Raw genomic sequence first — 26016 nt, forward strand, 5'->3', positions numbered from 1 at the left:
GCACATCCGTGTGCACTATAGTCAGAGCATCACTCTCACGAGTGTGTCTGTCAAGGAAGGCCCGCATGACTCGACCGTCCGTCGAACCGGGGACCGCCGCTGCGGCCGCCGGGGCGCCCGGCTCCCAGACCCTGGCCCGTGGACTGAGCGCATTGCAGTTGGTCGCCAGTTCACCGACCGGACTGACCGTGGCCCAGGTCGCCGACGACATCGGGGTGCACCGCACCATCGCCTACCGGCTGCTGAGCACCCTTGCCCAGTTCCGATTCGTGGCCAAGGGAGAAGACGGGCGGTACCGCTCGGCGGCCGCCCTGGCCGTGCTCGGAGCATCGTTCGACAACAACGTCCGGCAGATGTGCGTGCCGACGCTGCGGGGACTTGCCGACGAACTCGGCACCACGGTGTCGCTGTTGGTCGCCGAGGGCGACCAACAGGTCGCGATCGCGGTGATCGTGCCCACGAACGTCTTCTACCAGCTGTCGTTCCACGAGGGCAGCCGGTATCCACTCGAGCGGGGCGCTGCCGGGATCGCCCTGTTGGCCAGCATGCCGCCGCGGCCGGGGGAACGTGACCTGGTGCCGCTGGCGCGTCAGCAGGGTTGGGTGACCACCCACGGTGAGATCGAACCCAACACCTACGGTCTGGCGGTCCCGGTGCGCCGCCGGTCACCGGCACCGCCCACCTGCATCAACCTGATCTCGCACCGCGAGGACGTCGTTGTCGACGGCCGCGAGTCAGTCATCAAGGCGGCCAACGAGTTATCGGCGATCCTCAGCTGAGATCGCGGATCGGGGGTCGAACGAGAAAGGGAGACACGATGACCGACTGGGACCACGACGTCGACGTCGTCGTACTGGGCAGTGGGGGCGCCGGAATGACCGCCGCACTGTCCGCGGCGGTCGCCGGCGCCACGGTGGAGGTCTACGAGAAGGCGGACACGGTCGGCGGCACGACTGCGGTCTCCGGCGGGATCGTGTGGATACCCGCGCACGACCGGTCCACCGAGGGCCCGCTGACCATTGACGACGCCATGGCATACCTGCGTGCGCAATCGCTGGGCTTCATGGACGACGATCTGGTGGAGACGTTCGTGCGCAGCGGCGCGGCCATGCTCGACTTCGTCGAGGCACACAGCGATCTCGAGTTCGAGGTCGCCACCGGTTTTCCCGACTACAAGCCCGAATTACCAGGCGGAAAGCCCGGCGGCGGGCGGTCGCTGAACGCCAGAAGTTTCGACCTGGCACGGCTGGGTGAATGGCACGACCGGATCACGTCGTTCCCGGCCGATTTCAGCAACGTCGGCATCGACGCCGAGACGCGGGCACGCATCCACGCGGCCGTCGACGACATGTCGGGCGAGTTCTGCGTGGCCGGAACGGCGTTGATCGCCGGACTGCTGAAGGGGTTGCTGGACGCGGGCGTGGTTCCGCACACCGGCGCGCGGGCCGTCGAGCTCATCGCCGACCCGCTCGGCATCACCGGGGTACGGATCAATCAGGGCAACAACGACTTCCGGGTGCGTGCCCGCCGTGGCGTGGTGCTGGGCACCGGCGGCTTCGAGTGGGACCCGCGGTTGGTCGAGGCCTATCTACGCGGCCCGCTGCACGGCGCCGTCTCCCCGCCCAACAACACCGGTGACGGTCTGCGGATGGCGATGGCGCACGGAGCCGACCTGGCGAACATGGGTGAGGCGTGGTGGGTACCGATCGTGCAGATTCCCGGTGACACCTACGCCGGCTATCCCCGCAGTCGAAGCGTCCGGCTCGAGCGCACCCGCCCGAGGAGCATCATCGTCAATCAGGCCGGCAGACGCTTCCTCAACGAAGCGGGTGAATACAACTCGATGGCGGGCCCGTTCCACTACCTCGACCCCAAACTCGGGTATGCCAACGACCCGGCATGGATCGTCTTCGACTCCATCCACTTCAAGCACTACGGCTTTCTCGGCGTGGATCCGGACGGACCCGTCCCCGACTGGTTCTGCCAGTCCGCCGATCTCACCGAGCTCGGGGAGAAAACCGGCATCGACCCTGCCGGTCTGGAGCGGACACTGCAGGCGTGGAACAGCAACGTCGCCGACGAACACGACCCCGACTTCGGCCGTGGCGCAAGCGCATACGACGGCTACTGGGGTGACGACAAAGCGGCCACCACAGCCGGAAAGACCCTCGGCCACATCGACACCGCTCCGTACTTCGCGGTGCCGGTGTCCGTCGGTGCGATGGGCACCAAAGGTGGGCCGCGAACCGACAGCGACGGACGCGTGCTCCACGTCAACGGCACCGTGATCACCGGCCTGTTCGCTGCCGGCAACGCGATGGCCGGCGCAACCGGCAAGGCGTACGGCGGCGCCGGGGGCACACTCGGCCCGGCGCTGGTGTTCGGCTACCGCGCCGGCCACGCCGCGGCCACCGGCACGTCGGTGTCCTGACACCGCAGGCACGGTTGCCGATCGACTACCCTCGTCGCTGTGACGTCCGCCCCCTCCGGCACCCGGTTCAGCGCGATCCCGCGCACCGCCGCCCAGACCAGGGTGCTCGACGCGGCGCTCAGACTCATCGCCGAGCACGGTGTCAGCGGCACGTCACTGCAGATGATCGCCGACGCCATGGGGGTCACGAAAGCGGCGGTTTACCGCCAGTTCAAGACCAAGGAAGAAATCGTCGTCGCCATCACCGAGCGCGAGATGGCCCGGCTGGAGGACGCGGTGGAGGCCGCCGAGGCCGAAGGCCACCCGCTGCGCGCGCGGGAAGTGTTGCTGGACAGGATGATCGACCAGGCCATCGAACGTCGCGGCGTGGTCAGTGTGCTGCAGTTCGATCCGGTGATCATCCGCCTGCAGGCCGAACACGAACCGTTCCAACGCTTCATCGAGCGGCTCTACGCCGCACTGCTCGGCACCGAGGCCGGCGTCGAGGCACGCTTCCATGCGGCGATGCTGTCGAGCGCGATCAGTGTGGCCGTCATGCATCCGCTGATCGCCGATTTCGACGCCGCCACCCTGCGCGCCCAGTTGACCAAGATGACCCGTCGGATGCTGGATCTGCCCGAAACCGCTCAGGATTCGGCGGGGTCGGCGAAAAGCCGGTCGGCGGCCCCGTAGGGATCGTCACGACCCTGCGCCACGGCCTGCGCCAGCCGTTCGAGGTCGGGATGACTGCGTAATCGGGTCTGTGCCAGCGAGAGGATCTGCGCGCGGGCACGTGCAAGCCGCCGCTCCGCGGTGTCGGCGCGGTGGTAGGCATCAACCGCCTCGAGCAACTCTGTGATGCCCTCACCCTGCGCCGCGACGAGTTTGAGGACGGGAGCATCGGTCTCGGCGCGAAGATCACGCACCGTCTGGTCGGCGCCATCCCTGTCGGCCTTGTTCACCACGACGATGTCAGCGACCTCGAGCAGCCCGGCCTTGGCAGCCTGCACCGCATCGCCGGCACCTGGGTTCAGGATCACCACCGTCGGTTCGGCGACGGCCGCGATCTCGATCTCCGACTGACCGACACCCACCGTCTCCAAGACCACGAGGTCGTAGGACAACGCCGCGAGCAACCTGATGGCGGCAGGCACCGCGGCGGCGAGGCCGCCCAGATGACCCCGGGCCGCGACCGACCGGATCAAGACGTCGGGATCGTTGATGTGGGCGGCCATCCGAATCCGGTCTCCGAGTAGCGCACCACCGCTGAAGGGGGACGACGGATCGACCGCAAGGACCGCCACCCGCAGTCCCGTGGCCCGGTAGGCGCTGACGAGCGCGCCGACCGTGGTCGACTTCCCGGCCCCAGGGGGGCCGGTGATGCCGACGACGCGAACCGGGGCGACGTCACCGAGCGCGTCGAGCACGTCGTCGCGGCGCGGGCTCTCCACCAGGCTGAGCAGCCGCCCGGTGGCTCTGGCCGAACCGTTGCCCGCCGCGGCGATCAGCTCGTCGATGGTCACTTCAGAAAGATTACGCAGCCAGTTTCCCCTCATCTCGCGGACCCGTTCCCAACTTGAGAATGATATTCTCCCTCATTGAGAGTGCCAGTTTCAAGGAGGGCGCACATGCAGATCAGTGTTCCCGCCGAAGTGAGCGGCGCGCTCGCCGGAAAAGTCGCGTTCGTCGCCGGCGCCAGCCGGGGCATCGGCGCGACGATCGCGGCGGCGTTGGCAGCCCACGGTGCTGCGGTCGCCGTGGCGGCACGCTCGGAGCAGGAGGGCCGCGTCCCGGGGACCATCAGTTCGGTCACCGATGCGATCGTGTCGTCGGGCGGCCGCGCGCTGGCCGTTCCGTGCGACGTCACCAGTGAGGACTCGGTCGACAGCGCGGTCGCCGCCGCGGTGGCCGAGTTCGGCGGCATCGACATCCTCGTCGCCAACGCGGGCGTGCTGTGGCTCGGCCCGATCGAATCCACCCCGCTGAAGCGGTGGAAGCTGTGCCTCGACGTCAACACCACCGGTGTCTTCCTCGTCACCAGGGCGGTCATCCCGCACGTGCGGACCCGCGGTGGTGGCTCGTTGATCGCGGTCACGACCACCGGCGTCACGATGACCGACCACGGCGCCAACGCCTACTGGGTGTCCAAGGCCGCCGCCGAACGGCTCTACCTCGGCTTGGCCACCGACCTGAAGCCCGACAACATCGCGGTGAACTGCCTGAGCCCGTCACGGGTGGTGCTCACCGAGGGCTGGCAGGCCGGGGGTGGCGGCGTGCAGGTTCCGCCCGACATGGTCGAACCACCCGAGGCGATGGCTGACGCCGCGGTGTGGCTGGCCCGGCAGGACGCCTCCGGCGTCACCGGAACCATCCAGCGCTCCGAGAACCTCACCGGTTGACCGCGAAATATCATTCCGGGTCGCTCGTACTCGAAAATCACAGCCTGGAATGATATTTCGCGGCCATCGGGCGGTCACCCTTTGGCGATCAGTCCGTCCACGATCCTGTTGAAGTCGGCAGTCCCGAAGGACACATACTCGGCGAGGTTGGCGTAGTCCAGAGATGCCAGCACCGACTTCTCCAGCTGGATGTTCATCAATCGCTTGGTGGCTTCCACCGCCTGCTGCGGCAGCTCCAAGATCTTCTCGGCGCATGCGATCGCCTCGGTGACCGGGTCGGCGACGACGTGGTTGGCCAGACCCAGCTCGACCGCGCGCTGCGCCTTGATCCGGACACCGGTCAACGCGAACTCCTTGGCCTGCAACAAGCTGATCTGCGAGGGCCACACCAGGGGCCCACCGTCGGCGGCCACCAGGCCGATCTGCACGTGCGGGTCGGCGAAGAAGGCATCCTCGGCGATGTAGACGATGTCGGACAGTGCGGCCAGGCTGCACCCGAGCCCGACGGCCGGACCGTTGACGGCGGCGACCACCGGGATGCGGCACCGCACCATGCCGATCACGAGGTCACGGCCGTGCTTGATCGTCTTCTGGCGCAGCGCTTCGTCGTTGCGCAGTTCATCGAGGTAGTTGAAGTCACCGCCGGCCGAGAATGCCCGGCCCGCACCGGTGATCACCGCAGCACGCGCGTCGGCATCCTCGTTGAGCTCTTCCCAGATGCCTGCCAGCCCGACATGCAGCGCATCGTTGACGGCATTGAGGTCATCGGGCCGGTTGAGCGTGATGACGCGAAGGCCACCGTCCGCGCGGACGTCGATTTCGGCCGGCATACCGTACATTTCAGGCTCCTTCGTTCTTCATCGTCTGCTCATCGCGACCATCTGCCGAGAGATCCACCTTTTGCACAGATCCTCTCGCACTTCCTCTGCAAAACGTGGATGTGTCAGCCGCAGAAGCTCATCGCGACCCGCCCAGCCCGAGAATGCGCTGCGCGATGATGTTCTTCTGAATCTGCGAGGTGCCGCCCATCACGCTCTGCGCACGGCTGTACATGTAGGCACCGAACAACTCGGCGTCCCCGGTGCCGACGGTAGCCAGTGCCGCATGGCCGACCGCCTGCTCGACCCAGGTCATCAACAGCTTGTCGAGCGAACCCTGCGGACCGTGGGTGATCCCGTCGAGTTGCTCGGAAAGCCGCCGGCGTACGTGCAGACGCAGCATCTCGGTCTGCACCCACGCCCACGAGAGCTCTTCGGGGGTACCGGTGCGGCTCTGGGATGCCAACTGGCGCACCAGCTTGCCGTACCGTGCCGAAAAGCCCAGCGTCGACGGTTCCCTCTCATGGCTGACCACCGTCATCGCGAGCTTCCAGCCCTCTCCGGGGGCACCGACCATGTTCTCGACGGGCACCCGGGCGCCATCAAAGCTCACCTGCCCGAACTCCTTGGTGACTCCGCTGATCATCTTCAGTGGGCGCTGCTCGATTCCCTCCTGGTGCATGGAGACGATGAACGCCGAGATCCCCTTGTGCTTGGCCACGTTCTTGTCGGTGCGGGCCAGGACCAGGCACCAGTCGGCCACATCGGAGTAGCTCGTCCAGATCTTGTGCCCGTGAATCACATAGGTGTCGGGGTCGTCACCGCACTGGGTCGCGGTGGTGGTCAACGACGCCAGGTCCGACCCGGCGCCCGGTTCGCTGAAGCCCTGGCACCACCGCTCGGTCCCGTTGATCATTCCGGGCAGGAACCGTTGCCGCAGTTCCTCGTTCCCGTGGTGGGACAGACCGACGACGAGGTATCCCAGACTGGGCCGCGCTGGTGCACCGGCCTTCGCTATCTCCTCGTCGACGATGACGTCGTAGACCGCAGGCAGGTTCTGGCCGCCGTACTCCGAGGGCCACGAGGTTCCGAAGAAGCCGGCCGCGTAGAGCGCCTGATGCCACTCCCCTGCTTTGGCCCAGTACTCGTCGCCGGAGGTCGGGAACTTTCCCTTCTGCTCGGCAAGCCAGCCGCGCAACCGGTCCCGGAAGGCGGCTTCGTCCGCGGAATCACGAAAGTCCAATGGTCAACTCCTCCAGCTTCACAGGCCACATCTCGGTGGCGGCGAGCACCCGCCGCAGGTAGACGTGCGCCAGACACTCCCAGGTGTTGCCGATGCCGCCGTGGACCTGGATGGACGTCTCACACACCGTCAACGCCGAACGTGCGCAGTAGATCTTCGCGACCCGAGCGGCCTCGATGGCCGCCGCCGGGGGTAGCTCGTCGACCGCCCACGCGGCGTGGCGCAACACGCTGATCGAGCCCTCGATGAGCGCCAGGCTCTCCGCCATAAGATGCCCCACGGCCTGGTATGAGCCGATGGCGGCACCGTACTGCTCACGCACCTTCGCGTATTCGCAGGCGAGCGCATGCGTGCCGCGGGCAGCGCCCAAGAGGTCGGCGCAGCTGACCGTCAGCGCGAGTGCACGCCACCGGTCGGCGTCCTCGTCGGCGAGCTGGCTCAGTTCGGCCGGCGACTCGACGACCCCGGTGAGGCTCCCGGTCAGGTCCACGGATTCCGGTTCCGTACCCGTCGGGGACGTTTCGCGGCCGAGTCGATGGTTCAGGTCATCGACCAGCACCGGGCCGAGGAACGGCACGTCGACGAGGCCGCGCGCGAACTCCTCGGCGACGATCGCCACCTCGACACCGGATGCGCCGTCGGAACGTAGTGTTCGAAAGCCGGTCGCGTGCACCGCTTTCTCCAGCCGGGCGATGCGGCTGCTGTCCTCGAGATCGGCGACGGACCCCGGGCCGAGGTCGTCGGCGAGGCCGGCAGCGGCATCTCGCAGCTGTTGCTGTTCACTTGTCAGACGGACGTCCACAGCCGCTCCTTCAGTACTCGGCGCAACACTTTCCCCGAGGGCAGGCGCGGTATCTCGGACACCACAAAGATCCGGCTCGGCTTCTTGTAGGTCGCCAACCGCTCTGCCACGAGCGCGACCAGCGCGTCGGGTTCGACAGCAGCGCGCGTCTTCACCGCGGCGACAACGGCTTCACCGTTGGCTGCATCCGGCACGCCGAATACGGCGCAATCCTCGACGGCGGGGTGACCGTGCAGCACGGATTCGACTTCCGCAGGCGCAACCTGGAATCCGCGGACTTTGATCATCTCCTTCGCGCGGTCGGTGATCCGCAACCAACCCTCGGCGTCGAGGTAGCCGACGTCACCGGTGCGGTACCACCCGTCGGCAAACGCCTGCGCGGTCGTCTCGCTCGGCAGGTAGCCCGTCATCACCGAGTCCGCGCGCACCTGGATCTCACCTGCTTCCCCCTGGCCCAGAGCCTCGCCGGACTCGAGAGAGACGATCCGTACATCCACGCCCGGCACCGGTTTCCCCACGGTGTCCAGACGGGGGCCGTCGAGCTGGTTACAGGAGATCACCGGCAGTTCACTGGCCCCGTAGGCAGTCATCCAGCTGACTCCGGTGCGGGCGGTGACGATATGCGCCACGCTCTCGGTAACCGGGGTGGCACACCACATGATGTATCGCAGCGACGACAAGTCGAAGGACTCCAGCCTCGGGTGCGCGGACAGCGCCAGCGCAATCGGCGCGACGGCCATCTCGATGGTGATCCGGTCCGATTCGATGTGCCGCAGCATCATGTCGATGTCGAACCGGGGGTGCAGCCTGATCCAGGCTCCGGTGTCGAGCGACGTGACGATGTTGAGCAGACCGAGAATGTGCGACGGCGGAGTCAGCACCTGCATCCGGTCAGCGGCGGACAGCTGCAGCGCATCGCGCCAGTGGCGCACCGCGGCGGCCAGCGACGCGTGCGTGTGCCGCACCGCCTTGGGCATTCCCGTCGTGCCGGAGCTGAACACGAACACCGCATCCGCATCGCCGCCGCCCGCCTCGACCGCCGCTCCGGCGTACCGTCGCGGGGTGATCGGCTCATCCAGGTGCAGCATCGGCATCGCGTCGGCGAGCACCGGGTTGTCGCCGACAGCATGCGACGGGGCGGTCAGCGAGATCGCATGGCCGACCTCGGCCTGCTTCCAGGCCGGGCTCAGCAACACCGCTGCGGCGCCCAACCGCCAGATGGCGCGTAACGCAATGACGGATTCCGGCCGGTTCGACGACATCACCGCAACGCGGGCGCCCGGGCCGACGCCCCGCGCGTCGAGCACGGTGGCCATGCCGTCGGCCAGTGCGTCGAGATCGGAGAGGCTGTACTGCCGGTCCTCGAAGGCGAGCGCCATCCGCTCACTCACGTTGCGCGCGCCCCTTCCGGAAGTCGTGGACGATGTCTACGAGAGGGTTACCGGTTGTCTAGGAGAATACTATTCTCCTAGAATCAGAATGACAATGTCGAAGGAAGGGTCCTCATGACCGACCCGCAGGGACCGGGTTCCTCAGTGTCCGAGATGCAAGAGGCGGGCACCATCACCATCCACCTGGATGGAAGCACCGCGTCGGTGACACCGAAGGCCGGCGAGACGCTGCTGGAGAGCGCGCGCCGCGCGGGGATGGGGCCGCCATTCTCCTGTGAAGCCGGCAACTGCGGCACCTGCATGGCACTACTGACCGACGGCAAGGCCACGATGCGCGTCAACGACGCACTGACCGAGGACGAGGTCGACGAGGGATACGTGCTCACCTGCCAGGCCGTTCCCGACACACAATCGGTGACGGTCAACTACGACGAGTGAGCGGGGCGCGACGCGCCACGTATGACGTCAGCGTGCTCGTCGAGCCTGGGCGCGGGCCGGTAGTCGGGCTCATATCCTTCGATCCGGATGGGGCTGCCCACCAGATCGAACTCCCCGGCTCTGATCACGGCTTCCGGGGTGGCTGCCAGCGCCTCCGGCAGGGTACGCACCGCAGAGACCGGAATCCCCAACGGCCGCAGTCTGTCCTGCCAGCCTGATGCGGTGTCGGTGGCCAGTACGGCGCTGACAACGGCGAGCACTTCGTCGCGGCGCGCGGCACGCTCGGCCATCGTCGGGAAGCCCTCGATTCCCGCCTCCGCCGCGAACGCCGCCCAGAAGGCGTCATGGGTGATGAACAACGCCAGAAAGCCCTCGGCCGTCGAGAAGAGCTGCGCCGGAACGTAGTACGAGTGCGCCCCGAACGGGTGCCGTTGAGGCTCCACGCCGTCGTTCAGGAAGGCCGCCGCGCGGTAGTTCAGCTGCGAGAGCATCACGTCGCGCAGCGACACGTCGACCTGTCCGCCTCTTCCGGAAACGATCTGGGCAAGAAGCCCCAGAGCCGCCGCGAGTCCGGTCGAGTTGTCGGCGGACGAATACCCCGGCAGCGTCGGCGGCCCCTGCGGATCACCGGTCATCGCCGCCACCCCGGTCGCCGCCTGGATGACGTAATCGAACGCCGGGTCATCCCCTCCGTCGAGCCCGAAGCCGGTCATCGCCACGCAGACGATGCGCTCGTTGAACGTCCGCAACGACTCGTAGGTCAGGCCCAGTCGCCGGATCGCCGACGGCTTCATGTTCACCAGCAGCGCATGCGAATCCGCCACCAGGTCGCCGAGTTTCTGCCGGCCCGACTCAGACCGGAGGTCCAGGCAGATGCTCTGCTTGTTGCGGTTGAGGCTGGCGAAGTAACTGTCGCCGACCTGACGGGAGATCTCGCCGCCGGGCGGCTCGACCTTGATCACCTCGGCCCCCAGATCGGCGAGAAGCATGGTGGCGTACGGCCCGGCGAGCATCACCCCGACCTCGATGATGCGGATGCCCGCGAGCGGACCCACCGACGTCGTGGCCATCGTCACCGCACGGCTTTGGCGAGTTCGGCGATCACCTCACGCGTGCGGTACTTCGAGGCCACCAGCTCGTCCCGGGTGTCACCGATCGGGAGCAGCCGCACCGAAAGATCCGTGACGCCGGCGTCGGCGAACATCTGGAATCGACGCAGAATCGACTCCTCATCGCCTGCCGCACACAGGTCGCCGACGTTGCGCGCGTCACCGCGGTCGAGCAGCTTCTGGTAGTTCGGCGACGTCTCCGCCTCCGCCAGGATCCTGTTGGCGCGCTCCTTGGCCATGTCGATCTCGGAAGTGGCGCACAGGCACACCGGGATCCCGGCGACGATGCGCGGCGCGGGGCGGCCCGCTTCGGCCGCCGCCTTGTTGATCTTCGGGGCGATGTGGTCGCCGATCGCCTTCTCGTCGGCCATCCACAGAACCGTACCGTCGGCCTGCTCACCGGCGATCTGCAGCATCACCGGGCCGAGCGCCGCGACCAACACCGGCATCGGCGTCTCGGCGCCCAGGGCCGTCGGATTGTGAACGGTGAACGAGTTGTTCTCGACGTCGACCGGGCCGGGCCCGGCGATCGCCGAGTTCAGCACCTCGAGGTAGTCGCGGGTGTAGGCGGCCGGCTTGTCGTAGGGCAACCCGAGCATGTCCCTGACAATCCAGTGGTGTGACGGTCCGACCCCCAGCGCCAGCCGACCCGCCGACATGGCATGCACCGAAAGCGCTTGCCGGGCAAGGGCGATGGGATGCTGCGCCTGGAGCGGAACCACCGCGGTTCCCAACTCGATGCGTGAGGTGTGCGCCGCCATCAGCGCGACCATAGTCAGGCAGTCGAAGTCATCGGGGACCTGCGGCATCCAGGCGGTGTCCAAACCGGCCGATTCGGCCCACTCGATGTCGGCCACCAGCTTGTTGACCTTGCGCGTCATATCGCCGCGCTCGGCCCCGATCATCACGCCCAGTCTCATGACCCTCCCCTGCTTCGCCCGCCCAGTCTCATAACCCACCCCTGCTTCGCCCGCCCAGTCTCATAACCCCGAAACCTTTTCCGTCAACGCACGCACGTCGCGCACCAGATCCTCCAGCGAGGTACCGGTCGGGAACACCGCGGCCGCACCGGCGTCCAGCAATTTCTGCACGTCGCTGCCCGGGATGGTGCCACCGACGACGACCGCGATGTCACCTGCGTCCGCCGCGCGCAACGCGTCGACGGTCCGGGTGGTGAGCGCGACGTGGGCGCCGGACAGGATCGAGAGCCCCACCAGCGCGACGTCTTCCTGCAGCGCGATCGACACGATGTCCTCGATCCGCTGACGGATGCCGGTGTAGATGACCTCGAACCCGGCATCGCGCAGGGTGCGCGCGACGATCTTGGCACCCCGATCATGGCCGTCGAGACCGGGTTTGGCGACAAGCACTCGCGTGGCCACTAGAAGACCACCGGCTGCTGGAACTCGCCCCACACCGATTTCAGCGTGGACACCATCTCGCCGACGGTGCAGTAGGCGTTGGCACAGTCGATCAGCTTGTGCATCAAGTTGTCACTGCCCTCCGCCGATCTGGCCAATGCTGCCAGTGCCTCTTTGACCGCCACGTCGCTACGCTCGGCCTTGACCTTGGACAGCCGCTTCAGCTGCAGGTCCCGCCCTTCGGCATCGAGTTCGTAGGTCGAGATCTCCGGCGGCGGTTCGTCGACGACGAACTTGTTCACCCCGACGACGGGCCGCACACCCGACTCCACCTCCTGGTGGATCTTGTACGCCTCATCGGCGATCAATCCCTGCAGATAGCCGTCTTCGATACAGCGCACCATGCCGCCGTGTTGTTCGAGGTCGTGCATGATCTCGATGATCCTGGCCTCGGTGGCGTCGGTGAGCGCCTCGACGAAGTACGAACCGCCGAGCGGGTCGGCCACTTTCGTCACGCCGGTCTCGTAGGCGAGGATCTGCTGGGTGCGCAGGGCCAACGTCGCCGACTCCTCACTGGGCAGCGCGAACGGCTCGTCCCAGGCAGCGGTGAACATCGACTGCACGCCCCCGAGCACCGCCGCCATCGCCTCGTAGGCGACGCGCACCAGATTGTTCTGCGCCTGCGGTGCGTACAGCGACGCACCGCCGGCCACACAACCGAAGCGGAACATCGACGCCTTGTCCGTCGTCGCGCCGTAGCGCTCCCGCACGATCGTCGCCCAGCGCCTGCGACCCGCACGGTATTTGGCGATCTCCTCGAAGAAGTCACCGTGGGTGTAGAAGAAGAACGAGATCTGCGGCGCGAACTTGTCGATGGTCATCCGGCCGCGCTCGACCACGGTGTCGCAGTAGGTGACCCCATCGGCGAGCGTGAAGGCCATCTCCTGGACGGCGTTGGCGCCGGCGTCGCGGAAATGTGCACCCGCCACCGAGATCGCGTTGAACCGCGGCACCTCCGCGGCACAGAACTCGATGGTGTCGGCGATCAGCCGCAACGACGGCTCCGGCGGCCAGATCCAGGTCCCGCGCGACGCGTACTCCTTGAGGATGTCGTTCTGGATGGTGCCGGTGAGCTTCTCCCGCGGCACCCCGGCCTTCTCGGCCGCGGCGACGTACAAGGCCAGCAGGATCGCAGCGGTGCCGTTGATCGTGAAGCTGGTGCTGATCTTGTCCAGCGGGATGCTGTCGAACAGCAACTCGGCATCGGCGAGCGTGTCGACGGCGACCCCGACCCTGCCGACCTCCTCGCCGAACTCGGGGTCGTCGGAGTCGTACCCGCACTGGGTGGGCAGGTCCAGCGCGACCGACAGTCCGGTGCCGCCCTGCTCCAGCAGGTAGCGATAGCGGCGGTTGGACTCCTCGGCGGTGCCGAAACCCGAGTACTGCCGGAACGTCCACGTCTTGCCGCGGTACCCGGACGCGAAGTTACCCCGGGTGAACGGGTAGCTCCCCGGCGGAGGCTGATCGCCGGCGCGGTCGGCCGGTCCGTACACGGGTTCCAGAGGAAGCCCGGAAGGGGTCGCCACTGGCTGATCGGATGGTGTGGTCATCAGAGGATAACGTACTTGCAAAAAATGAGAATGCCAATACCGCTGTGCGCAAAGATGCACTCGGGAGCAGGTGCCGCGCACACCGCAGACACATTGAAACCCCGGTACACAGCGATTATGCAATTCGCCTAAAATGAGAATCACACTATCCTGGTGTGCGGGGTCCGTCAGCCGAGGAGGCTTATGTCCAGCGAGTCATCATTCACCGACCGCACCCTGGTGGTCTCCGGGGGCAGCCGTGGGATCGGACTGGCCATCGCGCTGGGCGCCGCCAGGCTGGGCGCGAACGTCGTGCTGTTGGCCAAGACCGCCGAACCGCATCCCAAGCTACCCGGGACCGTGCACACCGCCGTCGCCGAAGTCGAGGCCGCCGGCGGTAAGGGTCTGGCCGTGGTCGGCGACGTCCGCAACGAAGAGGACGTGCAGCGCGCCGTCGACGCCGCAGTGCAGCGTTTCGGCGGGATCGACGTCGTGGTGAACAACGCCAGCGCCATCGCGACCGACCGCACCGAGGATCTGTCCGCCAAGAAGTTCGACCTGATGATGGACATCAACGTCCGCGGCACCTTCCTCCTCACCAAGGCCGCGTTGCCGCACCTGCGGAACTCAGCGTCAGCGCACGTGCTGACGATCTCTCCGCCGCTGAACATGAACCCGTACTGGCTCGGGGCGCACCCGTCCTACACACTGTCGAAGTATGGGATGACCCTGCTGAGCCTGGGATGGGCCAACGAGTACGCCGATGCGGGCATCGGCTTCAGCTGCCTGTGGCCACAGACCTACATCGCGACCTCGGCGGTGACCAACCTCGCCGGCGGCGACGCGCTCGTGGCGGCTTCCCGCAGCCCCGAGATCATGGCGGACTCGGCGGTGGCGATCCTGTCCAGACCCCCCTCCGAGGTCAACGGCGAGTGCTTCATCGACGCCGACGTGCTCACCGCGGCCGGCGTCACCGACCTGTCGCGCTACGGCGGCGGCGACAACCCGATGTGGGATATCTTCCTGGACAAGTCATGAGTATCTCGTTGCTGTTGGAAATGGCGTCCTCGGCCGATCCGGACCGGACGGCGGTGGTCTCCGACGATGTCCGCCTGTCTACCGGTGAGCTGAGCGCACTGGCCGACGGCGCCGCCGGCGTCGTCGCGGCCTCGGGTGCGCAGCACGTCGCCTACGTCGGTACCGGCGGAGCGGTGCTGCCGCTACTGCTGTTCTCCTCGGCGCGCGCGGCCGTGCCGTTCACGCCGCTGAACTACCGGTTGTCGCCCGACGGCCTCCGGGCGCTGCTCGACCGGCTTCCCGACCCACTGGTGGTGGTCGACGAGGAGTACCGCGACGCTGTCGGCGGAGGTTACCGCACGTTGGGATCGGACGAACTGCTCGAGGCGGCGCGCGGCGCTGAGCCCGCAGCCGAATTCGCCGACCCGGACGCGGTGGCGGTGGTGCTGTTCACCTCGGGCACCACCTCCAAGCCGAAAGCGGTCGAACTCACCCACAACAATCTCACCAGCTACGTGACCGGAACTGTCGAGTTCGCTTCGGCCGACCCCGGCGACGCCGCGCTGATCTGTGTGCCGCCGTATCACATCGCCGGTGTCGGCGCCGCGCTGTCCAACCTGTACGCAGGCCGGAAGATGGTCTACCTCAGGCACTTCGACGCCGCCGAGTGGGTGCGGCTGGTGGGCATTGAGAACGTCACGTCGGCGACGGTGGTGCCAACCATGCTCGATCGCATCGTCACCGTCCTGGATGCCGACAAGGTGACGTTGCCGTCGCTGCGCACCCTGGCCTACGGCGGCTCCAAAGTGGCCCTGCCGCTGGTCCGCAAGGCGCTGTCGTTGCTCCCGCAGGTCGGGTTCGTCAACGCCTACGGCCTCACCGAGACGAGTTCGACCATCGCCGTGCTGACCCCCGACGACCACCGCACGGCTCTGGCCGCGACCGACGAAACGGTTGCCCGCCGGCTCGGCTCGGTGGGCCGGCCGGTGCCGGGCATCGAAGTCGAGATCCGGGCGGAGGACGGCACAGTCCTCGGCGCAGGCCAGACGGGTGAACTGTTCGTCCGGGGCGAGCAGGTGTCCGGCAAGTACACCGACATCGGCTCCGTTCTCGACGAGCACGGCTGGTTCCCGACCAAGGACGTCGCCTACCTCGACGACGAGGGCTACCTGTTCATCGGTGGACGCTCCGACGACACCATCATCCGGGGCGGCGAGAACATCGCGCCCGCCGAGATCGAGGACGTGCTGGTCGAACACCCCCAGGTGCGCGACTGCGCGGTGGTCGGCGCGGAGGATCCCCAGTGGGGACAGATCATCGTCGCGGTTGTGGTGCCCCGGGGCGGAACCGAACCTGATGCGGAGGATCTGCGATCACACGTCCGCGCGCAGCTTCGCGGATCGCGCACCCCTGACCGGGTGGTGTTCCGGGACGAACTGCCCACCAACGCGACCGGCAAGGTCCTGCGCCGCGAACTCGTCAATGAACTCAGCGCCCAATCCCCCACTGCGTCAATCAAGGAGCCCACATGATCAAGAACGGCACCCGCCTGCAGAGCCAGGTCTGCGACACCCAGGTCATCGTGGTGCGCAGCGCCGACACCCTCGACGACCTCCGGGCGGGCGGGGCACCGATGGTCCCGATCGGCGACCAGGTCGACAGCAGCCTGTCGCTGGACGACGCGCTCGCCGACGGGAACCTGATGGGCAAACGCTACGTCGACGACGGCGGTGCCGAGCTTCTGGTCACCAAGGCCGGCAAGGGCACGCTCAGCATCGGCTCGACCCCGCTCGCTCTCAAGGAAGCCAAGCCGCTGCCCGCCAGCGACTGATACCTTCGGCCGTGTGAGGCCACGCCGCCTGCTGACCCGCTACGCAGCTGGTCTCACGTGGGCCTACCTGCTGACAGTCGCCGAAGTTGTGGCGATCGTCGTGTCGCTCGTGGGGCGCAGCGCCATTACCCCGGGCAACGTCATCGCCTTCATCGCGGTGAGCGTCGTCGGCACCGTCACGGTCGCCGCCGGCGCGGTGCTGATCGTCACCCCCACACTGCGATGGCTCGGTGCCGGCCTGACCCCAACGGACGCCCAATTGCGGACGGCGACCAAGATGATGCGGCGACAGGCCGCCATCACCCTGGCGCCGTGGGTTCTGGCTGCCGCGATCCTGGTACCGCTCAACATCGACACGGGGGCGACAGGGCTCATCATCCTCGCCTCGGCCATCCTGTTCGGCGCCATCGCGACGCTGTGCACGGGATTCCTGTTCACAATCCGCACGCTGCGCCCGGTGCTGGCCGCCGTGCCCGCCCACCTCAGCCGGCCGGCCGCACCGGGCGTGCGCGCCCGCCTGCTGCTGATGTGGACCGTGTGCACGGCGCTGCCCGGGCTGGCCATCGCCATTCTGCTCATCATGCGCTCCAACGGTTGGCTGCTCGACGCCTCCGCCCCGATCGAGTTGGCGCTCACCGTGTTGGCGCTGGTCGCCGTGGTGCTGGGACTGCGCGCGATGATCCTGGTGTCGATGTCGATCTCCGACCCGGTCAGCCAAGTGGTCGACGCGATGGCCGACGTCGAGAAGGGACACATCGACCGCACCATCGACGTCTACGAGTGGTCCGAGATCGGGCGGTTGCAGAGCGGGTTCAACCGCATGGTGGCGGGGCTGCGGGAACGCGACCGGCTGCGAGACCTGTTCGGCCGCCACGTCGGTGAGGAAGTCGCCCGCCGCGCCGTCGAGCAGAACACCTCGCCGTCCGGGGACGAACGTGAGGTGGCGGTGCTGTTCATCGACTTGGCCGACTCGACGCAGTTGGCGATCGTTCACGAACCCCATGAGGTGGCCCGGGTCCTCAACGACTTCTTTCGGATCGTGGTCGCCGCGGTGGACGAGCGGCACGGCTTGATCAACAAGTTCCAGGGAGACGCGGCGCTGGCGGTGTTCGGCGCCCCGCTGCGCATCGATGATCCCGTCGACGCCGCGTTGGCCACCGCGCGCGCTTTGGCTACCGAACTACGACGACTCCCGGTTGATTTCGGGATCGGCGTCTCAGCCGGTCCGGTGTTCGCCGGGAACATCGGGGCGGAGAACCGATATGAGTACACAGTGGTCGGTGACCCGGTGAACGAAGCGGCGCGGCTAGCCGATTGCGCAAAGGAGTTCGACGGCAGGGCATTGTGCTCAGGGACCGCGCTCGAGCAGGCGGACCCCGCCGAGCGGGCCCGGTGGGCGGCCCGCGGCCAGACCGCCCTGCGCGGACGGACGGACGCCACCGACATCTATGTGCCGACAGCAATTCGGCCCTCCGACTCCTAGCGCCGGCGTCACGAGCCACCCACCGTCCGGACCAGCACTGTGGTGAACCGCCGCTTTGCCAGCCGCCATTGCGCGCCGACAACGGACGAACTCGTCGTCGTAGTAGCCGACCGCATTGACGCCAGAACCGTTGTCCTGGGCCATGATGAGCGCATACCGGATCTGCGCGGCGCAGATCTCCCGGATGTCGGCGTGATTGCTCATCTGATCAGCTCGCAGCCGGCTCGTACCGCAGCATCGTCACGTCATGGTCGGGATAGTCGCAGAACACCGGCTTGACTCGCATCCCGACAGAGATGTCCTCGGGGGCGACGTTGACCAGTTCGGTCGAGAATCGCGGCCCCTCGTCCCACTCGACGATCGCCAGCAGTTGCGGCACCGCGTCGGCGAAGTGCGGGCCGACGGGACGGCGGGCCACCGTGAAGGTGTACACCGTGCCCATTCCGGAGATCTCGCGCCACTCCAGGTCGTCGGCGAGCGTTCTCGGGGCACGCACCCGCGGGTAGAACACGTAGGACTGCGACGACGGCGAGTACTGGATGAGTACCCGGTGTTCGGCCAGTGCATCCCAGAACGGGGCGCTGGTGGGGGTCTTGACCGGCATCGGCCGCTGGAACATCAAGCTGCTCAAGGTCAGTCCCCTTCCAGGACGAGGGTGGTCTGTTCAGACAGGATGCCGCCGTTTCCGGAGACGAAGGCCCGGTGGCAGTGGGCCACCTGGGCGGCGCCGGCACGGCCCATGATCTGGCGGGTGGCATCACAGACGTGGTGCATACCGCCGGCGTTGCCCGCCTGGCCGAATCCGAGTTGACCGCCGGCGGTGTTGAGCGGGAAGTCCCCCCGGAAGGTCAGGTCGTGCTGAGCGACGAACTCCGTGCCCTTGCCCTTCTCGCAGAAGCCGGCGTCCTCCAAGCTCAGCAGCACCGTGATGGTGTAGCAGTCGTAGATCGACACCATGTCCATCTGCCGGCGACTCAACCCGGCCATGTCGAAGGCGGTATCGGCCGCACGGATGATCGGTGTCTGCAGCAGATCCTCGGCGTACGTCGGCGTCTTGTAGGGCACCTGCTCACCGAAGCCCTTGATCCACACCGGACGGTTCTTCGACCGGGCCGCGGCATCGGCGCTGGCGACCACCACCGCCGCACCCCCCAGACACGGCATCACGATCTCGAGCAAATGCAACGGATCCGCGATCACCGGACTGGCCAGCACCTCCTCGATGGTGACCGGCTTGTCCTTCCAGATCGCCCCCTCGGTGTGGTTGGCGTTGACGCGTTGGTCCGCCACGATCTTGGCCATCGCACGCTCGTCATAACCGTAGACCGACGCATACCGCTGGGCGACCTGGCCGTACGGGCCGTTCTGACCGAGATTGCCGTACGGAATCTCGAATTCCGCCTGCGGAGAGCCGAACTGGTTGCTCGACGCACCGAAGAACACCGCGTCAACCAGCGGTTTGGGCTTTTTATCCGATGTCGGCGTGATGTAGCGCGCGGGTATCGCACACAGCACCACGTCGCAGATTCCCAACTCGATCGCGGCGGCCGCGCGCCACACCATCCCCGCCGCGCTGGCGCCACCGAGATCCACGAGCTCAGCGAAATTCGCTCGGATGCCGAGGTATTCGGCGACCGTCGACGGGACGAAGATCTCCGACTCGCTCAGGTGCGAGGTGACGATGCCGTCGACCGACTCGCCGGGCAGCCCGGCGTCGGCCAGCGCAGCGGCCCCCAGTTCGGCCCACTGCTCCAGCATGAAGGGAGCCGGAGTCGCGTTGTTCAACCGTTCGGGAGGCAACTCCACATAGCCGACGATCGCGGCATCCCCGCGCAACCCCATGAGCACTCGCTTCCGTTGAATCCCCGCATCACTTGCGGGGCAGTCCGAGAATCATCTGAGCGATGATGTTGAGCTGGATTTCCTTGGTTCCCCCGCCGATCAACTCGGCCGGCAGGTGGAAGTACGGTTCGACCACCGACATTCCCGCGGCGTCGGCGTCCTCGGTCAGCGCCGCCGGGGCGGTCAGCTCGAGAGTGGCCTTGAAGGTGCGGCGCAGCATCACGTTCATCGCGACCTTCGCGATGCTGGACGCCGGCCCCGCCGCCTGGCCGTCGAGCAGCCGGACGACCTCGCGCAGGGCCAGTACCTTGATCGCGTTGGCGTAGGCGTCGGCTTCACCGAGCGCGGATAACACCCGGTTGTGGTCGGGCCCTTCCTCGTTGGCCAGTCGCCGCAGGATGCTCGCGCGGTCGAAGTTGACGTAGCCGCTGATCGCCACCCGTTCCTGCGCCATCGTGGCGATCGCCTGGCTCCACCCGTCGGTGGGTCCGCCCAGCAGCATCTCGTCGGCGACGAAGACGTCGGTCAGGAACACCTCGTTGAAGTGCGCCTCACCATTTGCCTGCCGGATGGGTTGCAGCTCGATGCCTTCGGATCGCATGTCGACGATGAAGTAGCCCAGGCCCCGGTGCTTGGCGACGTCGGGGTCGGTGCGCGCGAGCAGCGCCCCGAAATCGGCCGTGTGGGCAGACGAGGTCCAGATCTTGTGGCCGTTGACCAGCCAGCCACCATCGACCTTCGTGGCCCTGGTCGTCAACGAGGCGAGGTCAGAACCGGCGCCGGGTTCGCTGAACAGCTGGCACCAGCCCAGCTCGCCACGCTGCGTCGGCGCGATGAACCTGTTCTGGAGATCCTCGGACGCCGAGCTGATGATGGTGGGCAGGATCCATTCGGCGATGCCGAGGGACGGCCTGACGAGATCGGGCCGCCTGGCGAATTCCTCGTCGATGATCAGCAGCTGCAACTGCGTGGCGTTCACGCCCCACGGCCGGGGCCAGTGCGGGGCGATCAACCCGGACTCCGCGATCAGCGTGCGTTGTGGCCCGGTGGCGAGGTTCTCGTAGTCACCCTGCCGACCCGGCCCGTCGTTACGAAGTGTCTGCGCCTCGTCGAGCACCGCGGCGACCCGCTGCCGGAAGTCGTCGTCGACGTCACCCAGTTTGACTGCGACATCCCTGGTTTCGGTACGGGACAGCTCACCCAGTGCGTGGGCGTAGCGACTGGCCGGCCCGATCGACGCCGCCAGGCTGGTGGCCTTGCGCCAGTACAGATGCAGGTCGTGTTCCCAGGTGTACCCGATCGCGCCGAACATGGTCAACGTGTCGAGAACCAGGTCGGGTGCCGGAGCCACTGCCATCAGCACCGCTCCTGCCGCCGCGATCCGTTGCTGCACAACGCTTTCGCTGCCTTCACCGTCTTCGCTCACCGACCTGACGGCGTCCCAGGCCGCCGAGGTGGCCAGCTCGCTGTTCACCAGCAGCATCGCGGCCTGATGCTGGAGCGCCTGAAAGGCGCCGATCGGCTTCCCGAACTGTTCGCGGGTACGCAGGTGAGCGGTGACCGCGTCGACGCACCACCTGATGGTTCCGGATGCGGCACTGGCGGTCAGCGCCACGGCCAGGCAGCGTGCGCGTTCGTCGTCGATACCGGCGAGCGCCGAACCCGTGGCGCACGTGTACTGGTCGAGCCTCAAGATCCCGACGTCGATCGTCTTGTCGGTGCCGTTGAGCACATCGATGCCGACACCGGGCGCGGACGGGTCGAGTGCGAACCAGACGGTGCCGTCGTCGCCCTGGGCACCCACGACGATCACCTGCGCCGAACACAATCCCAGGGTCGCCGCCGACGCACCGCGCACCGTCCAACCGTCCTCACCCGAGGTCGCCCGAAGTCCTCGGGCATCCGGGAGGACGACAGCTGCCGACGCACCCTGGGCCATTCGGGCCAACAGCGCCTGCACGTCCGGTGTCCGTTCGGCCGACAGCGCGATCGCGCCCGCGGTCACCGTCGGCACCACCGGCCCTGGCAGCAACGCGGTGGCGGCCGCCTCCACCATGCACGCTGTGTCCATCAACGTGCCGCCCTGCCCACCGGCCTCCTCGGGCAGATGCACTGCGTGGAAGCCGTTGACGACGAGTTCGTCCCACCACTGCGGCAGATCGCCGGCGGCGAGTGAATCGAATGTGCTGCGCGTCTTCTCGATGGGTGCGTGCCGTGCGGCGAACTGGATGATCGCCTCGGCCAGCTGCTGCTGTTCGGGGGTGAGTCCGATCGTCATCGCGATTCCTCTGCGGCCGCGGGTCGGCGTCCTGCGTCGCGGAAGAACTGTGCTGCCGCCACGATCGCCTCGGGGGTGGGCCGCGGCTGCCAGCCCAGCTCCCGGACGGCCTTGCTGTGGTCCAACGGGGTCATGATGTGCATCAGGCGGATGTTCAGCGGCGTCAACCTGGTGTCAGTCCCGCGCAGACCCGCGAGGGCACTGCTGACGTAGCCGGCTGCAGACATCAGCCGGATAGGCACCCCCCACCGCGGCGGTGCGACACCGACCGCAGTGCAGGCGATCTCGTGGATCTCGCGAGTGCTCATGAAGCGCTCGGACACGATGTAGCGTTCACCGATCCGGCCACGTTCACCGGCAAGGAGCAACGCCTGCGCCGCATCCTCGACACCGACCACTTCGGCTTCGTAGCCGTCGATGTAGAACGGCAGTTTCCCGCGGACCGCGGCGGCCAGCAGTCCACCGTGAGGGGTGGGCAACCAGTCCCCCGGCCCGTAGGTGTTCGCCACGCACATCGCCACGCCGGGCAGTCCCCTGTCACCGCACGCCTCCAGGACCAGTTTCTCGGCGGCCACCCGGGAGCGGATGTACTCACCACCCACGTCGAGCCAGTCGTGGGCGGTGTTCTCGTCGGCGAGTCCGTGCTCGGATCGACCGATGGTGCCGATCGAGCTGGTGAACACGAACCGCGCCAGGTCGGCTTGCGCAGCCACGTCCAACACCGTGCGTAGACCGTCGACGTTGGTGCGCCACAACGGTGCGGGATCGCGCAACCAAGGTCGCGCATCGACCACGCAGTAGTAGACGACGTCACAGCCGTCCATGGCGGAACGCAGCGATGCGGTGTCGAAGACGTCGCCGTGGCGGACGTCGACGGGCAGCCCGTCGATCGCCCGTGTCGAGCTGGTGGTCCGGATCAGCACACGCACGTCGTCACCACGCGCTACCAGTTGCTTGGTGACGTGCGAGCCGAGGAAGCCGCTGGCCCCGATCACCAGCATCGTTCCCACCGTCGCCCCGTTCGTCCGAAGGATTTCACGAGACGCAACGTCTCGTCTTGTGGCAGACTACGGGCGATGTCCGAGGGTGTAAAGCGGGGGGTCGGCGGATGACCGCCCAGGCCACTGCGCCGCGACGGCGCAGTGAGAAGTCGCGCATGGCGATCGTCGGCGCCACCCGGGAGCTACTGCTCGAGCGGGGCTTCGACAAGCTCAGCATCGAGGCGGTCGCCGCCCGTGCCGGTGTCGGAAAACAGACGATCTACCGCTGGTGGCCCAGCCGGCACGCCCTCGTCGCCGATGTCATCCTTGGCGACGCCGACAAGATCCTGCGGCCGATCAAGCCAACCGACGACGTCACCGCCGACCTCTGCACGTGGGCGGTCGGGCTCGCCAGGGCCCTGACGACAGCCCGCGGCAACGCGATGCTCCGCATCCTCACCACCGCCGGGATGGAGCATCCCGACACCGCGGCCCGGCTGCGCGCCGGGTTCAGCACCCCACTGCACGAAACAGTGCGTCATCGACTGCTGAGCGAGGGGTTCGTCCCGGCGACCGCCCGGGACGCCGCCGACGCCATCGTCGGAGGCGTCGTCTACGCCATCCTCAGCGAAGGGCGGTCGTTCGCCCACGACCGGGCGGAGTCGATCACCCGTACCGTTCTCGCCGGCACCCGTACCAGCTGATCTGGCGCGGCGCCGCGCTGCGGGGTTGGATGAGGTGATGTCCGAGGTAAGCCACAGCCGCACGATCGCTGCCGACGCGGAAAAGATCTGGGCGGTGCTGGCAGATTTCGGCTCGCTCGCCACGTGGGCCGACGGGGTGGACCATTCCTGTCTGCTCGGCAACGGCTCCGACGGTGACCCGCTCGGCCTGACCCGCCGGGTGCAGGTGGGACGCGACACGTTCGTCGAGACGATCGTCGCCTTCGCCCCGCCCCACCTGCTCGCCTACGACATCTCGGGGGTGCCGCGCTCGATGTCGGCGTCGAATCGGTGGGATCTGCGCCCCGACGACCCGGGCCGCACTACCGTGACGCTCACCAGCACCGTCCGGACGAAGCCCAATCCGCTGCGTCCGGTCGCCGAGAGGATCGGCGCCCGGTTGGTGGCGAAGCGCTCCGCAGCGCTGCTGGACTCGCTGGCCGAGCACTGTGAGGAGACCCGATGACCGCCCCCGCCAACGGTGACCGACCCGACGTCGTCATCGTGATGACCGACGAGGAACGTGCCGCACCGTCCTATGAAACCGAGGCGATCAGCAAGTGGCGCGACGGGACGCTCAATGGGCGAAAATGGTTCGACGACAACGGCGTCAGCTTCGTTCGGCACTACACCGGCTCCCTGGCCTGCGTCCCCAGCCGCCCGACGATCTTCACCGGCCACTACCCCGATCTGCACGGGGTCACCCAGACCGACGGCCTCGGCAAGGCCGCCGACGACTCGCGGTTGCGCTGGCTGCGCCCCCGCGAGGTCCCGACACTCGGCAACTGGTTCCGCGCCGCGGGTTATGACACCCACTACGACGGAAAGTGGCACATCTCCCACGCTGACCTGATCGATCCGGCCACCGGGAGACCATTGGCCACCAACGACGACGACGGGCTCATCGATGCCGATGCGGTGCGCCGCTATCTGGAGGCTGATCCCCTTGCGGCGTACGGTTTCTCGGGATGGGTGGGCCCGGAACCGCACGGCGCTGCGCTGGCGAATGCCGGCATCCGCCGCGATCCGCTGATCGCCGACCGCGTGGTCGCGTGGCTCGAGGACCGCTACGCGCGACGTCGCGCAGGAGACGCCGACGCGCTCCGACCGTTCCTGTTGGTGGCCAGCTTCGTCAACCCGCACGACATCGTGTTGTTCCCGGGCTGGGCGCGACGCAACCCGGTCAAGCCGTCCCCGCTGGACCCGCCCCACGTCCCGCCCGCTCCGACAGCAGAGGAAGACCTGGCCACCAAACCGGCCGCGCAGATCGCCTTCCGCGAGTCGTACTACTCCGGTTACGGTCCGGCGCAGGTCATCGAGCGGACCTATCGACAGAACGCGCAGCAGTACCGGGATCTCTACTACCGACTGCACGCCGAGGTCGACACCCCGATCGACCGGGTGCGCCGCGCGGTCACCGAGGGCGGCTCGGGCGACGGTCCCGACGACACCGTCCTGGTCCGCACCGCCGACCACGGCGAGCTGCTCGGTGCCCACGGAGGCCTGCACCAGAAGTGGTTCAATCTGTACGACGAGGCCACCCGGGTGCCGTTTGTCATCGCCAGGGTCGGCTCCCACCCGACGCCCGCGCGCTCGGTGTCGGCACCGACCTCGCATGTCGATCTCGTCCCGACATTGCTTTCGGCGGCCGGTGTTGATGTCGACGCCGTCGCCGCCACACTCGCCGAGTCGTTCTCGGAAGTGCACCCGCTACCGGGCCGCGACCTGATGCCGGTCGTCGACGGCGCACCCGGCGACGACACGCGGGCGGTGTACCTGATGACCCGCGACAACGTGCTCGAAGGCGATACCGGGGCGTCAGGGGTGGCGCGCGCGCTGAGGTTGACAGCGAATCCTCCTGCGCCGCTGCGCATCCGAATTCCAGCCCATACCGCGGCAAACTTCGAGGGGCTGGTCGCCCGCGTGGCCGACGACGCAGCGCCCGGTGGTGCCGGACACCTGTGGAAGCTGGTGCGCACGTTCGACGACCCCGGCACCTGGACCGAACCGGGTGTGCGCCATCTCGCCGCCGACGGGATGGGCGGTCCGACGTACCGCAGCGACCCACTCGACGACCAGTGGGAACTCTACGATCTCACCGCTGATCCGGTTGAGGCGCAGAACCGCTGGCCCGATCCCGAGCTGCACGAGCTGCGCGCACATCTGCGGGCACAGCTGAAGTACGTCCGCACGGAATCCGTCCCCGAGCGCCATCAACCGTGGCCGTATGCGGTGAGGCGGCCGGCGAAGCCGTCAGGGTGGTCAGCGAAGGCACGTCAACTCATCCAGCGCCGCTGACTCAC

Annotated in this window: 25 protein-coding genes and 1 pseudogene; 12 read left to right on the top strand and 14 right to left on the bottom strand. The window is 67.5% G+C overall.

Annotated features, from left to right (window positions below; all coding sequences use genetic code 11):
- Positions 1-65: 65 nt before the first annotated feature.
- Genes BEMPMBAN_RS12435 through BEMPMBAN_RS12445 form a run of 3 tightly spaced genes read left to right on the top strand, consistent with a single transcriptional unit; the run spans position 66 to position 3103 of the window.
- Positions 66-779, top strand: coding sequence for an IclR family transcriptional regulator (locus BEMPMBAN_RS12435; protein WP_159230691.1), 714 nt, complete (start codon positions 66-68; stop codon positions 777-779).
- A gap of 38 nt (positions 780-817) precedes the next feature.
- Entirely contained in the window at positions 818-2431 is a 1614-nt protein-coding gene (locus tag BEMPMBAN_RS12440) for an FAD-dependent oxidoreductase (protein ID WP_159230692.1), read from the top strand.
- Between the two features lie 39 nt (positions 2432-2470).
- Positions 2471-3103, top strand: a complete 633-nt coding sequence (locus BEMPMBAN_RS12445) for a TetR/AcrR family transcriptional regulator (protein ID WP_159230693.1) — start codon at positions 2471-2473, stop codon at positions 3101-3103.
- On the opposite strand, the gene BEMPMBAN_RS12450 is transcribed toward BEMPMBAN_RS12445, so the two are convergent.
- Entirely contained in the window at positions 3058-3933 is an 876-nt protein-coding gene (locus BEMPMBAN_RS12450; RefSeq protein WP_159230694.1) for an ArgK/MeaB family GTPase, read from the bottom strand. The two genes, BEMPMBAN_RS12445 and BEMPMBAN_RS12450, sit on opposite strands and share 46 nt — an antisense overlap.
- 105 nt (positions 3934-4038) lie before the next feature.
- On the opposite strand from BEMPMBAN_RS12450, the gene BEMPMBAN_RS12455 reads away from it, so the two are divergent.
- Positions 4039-4809, top strand: coding sequence for an SDR family NAD(P)-dependent oxidoreductase (locus tag BEMPMBAN_RS12455; protein ID WP_159230695.1), 771 nt, complete (start codon positions 4039-4041; stop codon positions 4807-4809).
- Between the two features lie 74 nt (positions 4810-4883).
- Here the strand turns inward: BEMPMBAN_RS12455 and BEMPMBAN_RS12460 are convergent, their stop codons facing one another.
- The 4 genes from BEMPMBAN_RS12460 to BEMPMBAN_RS12475 all read right to left on the bottom strand — a co-directional run bounded on the left by BEMPMBAN_RS12460 (position 4884) and on the right by BEMPMBAN_RS12475 (position 9063).
- Positions 4884-5648, bottom strand: coding sequence for an enoyl-CoA hydratase/isomerase family protein (locus BEMPMBAN_RS12460; protein WP_159230696.1), 765 nt, complete (start codon positions 5646-5648; stop codon positions 4884-4886).
- Between the two features lie 118 nt (positions 5649-5766).
- The gene (locus tag BEMPMBAN_RS12465; RefSeq protein ID WP_159230697.1) at positions 5767-6870 is read right to left on the bottom strand and encodes an acyl-CoA dehydrogenase family protein; all 1104 of its coding nucleotides are present in this window, start codon (positions 6868-6870) and stop codon (positions 5767-5769) included.
- Positions 6857-7672, bottom strand: coding sequence for an acyl-CoA dehydrogenase family protein (locus tag BEMPMBAN_RS12470; protein WP_159230698.1), 816 nt, complete (start codon positions 7670-7672; stop codon positions 6857-6859). Before BEMPMBAN_RS12470 ends, BEMPMBAN_RS12465 begins: the two co-directional genes overlap by 14 nt.
- Positions 7657-9063 (bottom strand): class I adenylate-forming enzyme family protein, encoded by a 1407-nt coding sequence (locus BEMPMBAN_RS12475; RefSeq protein WP_159230699.1) that lies wholly within the window; start codon positions 9061-9063, stop codon positions 7657-7659. The genes BEMPMBAN_RS12470 and BEMPMBAN_RS12475 overlap by 16 nt, the downstream gene beginning before the upstream one ends.
- A gap of 114 nt (positions 9064-9177) precedes the next feature.
- Here BEMPMBAN_RS12475 and BEMPMBAN_RS12480 point away from each other — a divergent pair, with 114 nt between their 5' ends.
- Entirely contained in the window at positions 9178-9501 is a 324-nt protein-coding gene (locus BEMPMBAN_RS12480) for a 2Fe-2S iron-sulfur cluster-binding protein (protein ID WP_159230700.1), read from the top strand.
- On the opposite strand, the gene BEMPMBAN_RS12485 is transcribed toward BEMPMBAN_RS12480, so the two are convergent.
- Genes BEMPMBAN_RS12485 through BEMPMBAN_RS12500 form a run of 4 tightly spaced genes read right to left on the bottom strand, consistent with a single transcriptional unit; the run spans position 9489 to position 13581 of the window.
- Positions 9489-10571 (bottom strand): CaiB/BaiF CoA transferase family protein, encoded by a 1083-nt coding sequence (locus tag BEMPMBAN_RS12485; RefSeq protein ID WP_159230754.1) that lies wholly within the window; start codon positions 10569-10571, stop codon positions 9489-9491. The genes BEMPMBAN_RS12480 and BEMPMBAN_RS12485 overlap by 13 nt on opposite strands.
- 2 nt (positions 10572-10573) lie before the next feature.
- Positions 10574-11530: an LLM class F420-dependent oxidoreductase gene (locus BEMPMBAN_RS12490; protein ID WP_159230701.1), complete on the bottom strand. Its 957-nt coding sequence runs from the start codon at positions 11528-11530 to the stop codon at positions 10574-10576.
- Between the two features lie 60 nt (positions 11531-11590).
- Positions 11591-11992 (bottom strand): cobalamin B12-binding domain-containing protein, encoded by a 402-nt coding sequence (locus tag BEMPMBAN_RS12495; RefSeq protein ID WP_159230702.1) that lies wholly within the window; start codon positions 11990-11992, stop codon positions 11591-11593.
- Entirely contained in the window at positions 11992-13581 is a 1590-nt protein-coding gene (locus BEMPMBAN_RS12500) for a methylmalonyl-CoA mutase family protein (RefSeq protein ID WP_159230703.1), read from the bottom strand. Before BEMPMBAN_RS12500 ends, BEMPMBAN_RS12495 begins: the two co-directional genes overlap by 1 nt.
- A 183-nt stretch (positions 13582-13764) precedes the next feature.
- On the opposite strand from BEMPMBAN_RS12500, the gene BEMPMBAN_RS12505 reads away from it, so the two are divergent.
- The 4 genes from BEMPMBAN_RS12505 to BEMPMBAN_RS12520 are packed head-to-tail and all read left to right on the top strand — an operon-like array spanning position 13765 to position 17891.
- Positions 13765-14598 carry an SDR family oxidoreductase gene (locus tag BEMPMBAN_RS12505; RefSeq protein WP_159230704.1) on the top strand — a complete coding sequence of 278 codons (834 nt, stop codon included), beginning with the start codon at positions 13765-13767 and terminating at the stop codon, positions 14596-14598.
- Complete coding sequence (locus BEMPMBAN_RS12510) at positions 14595-16109, top strand: class I adenylate-forming enzyme family protein (protein WP_159230705.1); 1515 nt, start codon at positions 14595-14597, stop codon at positions 16107-16109. The genes BEMPMBAN_RS12505 and BEMPMBAN_RS12510 overlap by 4 nt, the downstream gene beginning before the upstream one ends.
- The gene (locus BEMPMBAN_RS12515; protein ID WP_159230706.1) at positions 16106-16408 is read left to right on the top strand and encodes a hypothetical protein; all 303 of its coding nucleotides are present in this window, start codon (positions 16106-16108) and stop codon (positions 16406-16408) included. Before BEMPMBAN_RS12510 ends, BEMPMBAN_RS12515 begins: the two co-directional genes overlap by 4 nt.
- Positions 16409-16421: 13 nt before the next feature.
- Entirely contained in the window at positions 16422-17891 is a 1470-nt protein-coding gene (locus tag BEMPMBAN_RS12520) for an adenylate/guanylate cyclase domain-containing protein (protein ID WP_159230707.1), read from the top strand.
- Between the two features lie 8 nt (positions 17892-17899).
- Here the strand turns inward: BEMPMBAN_RS12520 and BEMPMBAN_RS32590 are convergent.
- The 5 genes and pseudogenes from BEMPMBAN_RS32590 to BEMPMBAN_RS12540 all read right to left on the bottom strand — a co-directional run.
- A pseudogene (locus BEMPMBAN_RS32590) lies at positions 17900-18044 on the bottom strand (nuclear transport factor 2 family protein); the annotation flags it as partial.
- A gap of 55 nt (positions 18045-18099) precedes the next feature.
- Positions 18100-18510 (bottom strand): Zn-ribbon domain-containing OB-fold protein, encoded by a 411-nt coding sequence (locus tag BEMPMBAN_RS12525; protein WP_159230755.1) that lies wholly within the window; start codon positions 18508-18510, stop codon positions 18100-18102.
- Positions 18511-18524: 14 nt separating this feature from the next.
- Positions 18525-19733 (bottom strand): thiolase family protein, encoded by a 1209-nt coding sequence (locus BEMPMBAN_RS12530; RefSeq protein WP_159230708.1) that lies wholly within the window; start codon positions 19731-19733, stop codon positions 18525-18527.
- A gap of 28 nt (positions 19734-19761) precedes the next feature.
- Positions 19762-22011 (bottom strand): acyl-CoA dehydrogenase family protein, encoded by a 2250-nt coding sequence (locus BEMPMBAN_RS12535; protein WP_159230709.1) that lies wholly within the window; start codon positions 22009-22011, stop codon positions 19762-19764.
- Complete coding sequence (locus BEMPMBAN_RS12540) at positions 22008-23012, bottom strand: NAD-dependent epimerase/dehydratase family protein (protein ID WP_159230710.1); 1005 nt, start codon at positions 23010-23012, stop codon at positions 22008-22010. Before BEMPMBAN_RS12540 ends, BEMPMBAN_RS12535 begins: the two co-directional genes overlap by 4 nt.
- Before the next feature lie 107 nt (positions 23013-23119).
- Between BEMPMBAN_RS12540 and BEMPMBAN_RS12545 the strand changes: the two genes are divergently transcribed.
- Genes BEMPMBAN_RS12545 through BEMPMBAN_RS12555 form a run of 3 tightly spaced genes read left to right on the top strand, consistent with a single transcriptional unit; the run spans position 23120 to position 26011 of the window.
- Entirely contained in the window at positions 23120-23695 is a 576-nt protein-coding gene (locus BEMPMBAN_RS12545; RefSeq protein WP_159230711.1) for a TetR/AcrR family transcriptional regulator, read from the top strand.
- Between the two features lie 37 nt (positions 23696-23732).
- A complete protein-coding gene (locus BEMPMBAN_RS12550; RefSeq protein ID WP_159230712.1) occupies positions 23733-24179 on the top strand; it encodes an SRPBCC family protein in 447 nt (148 codons plus the stop codon).
- Entirely contained in the window at positions 24176-26011 is a 1836-nt protein-coding gene (locus tag BEMPMBAN_RS12555; protein WP_159230713.1) for a sulfatase-like hydrolase/transferase, read from the top strand. The genes BEMPMBAN_RS12550 and BEMPMBAN_RS12555 overlap by 4 nt, the downstream gene beginning before the upstream one ends.
- Positions 26012-26016: the final 5 nt, after the last annotated feature.

The sequence above is a fragment of the Mycolicibacterium austroafricanum genome (assembly GCF_902705885.1).
In the GTDB taxonomy this organism is placed as follows: domain Bacteria; phylum Actinomycetota; class Actinomycetes; order Mycobacteriales; family Mycobacteriaceae; genus Mycobacterium; species Mycobacterium vanbaalenii_A.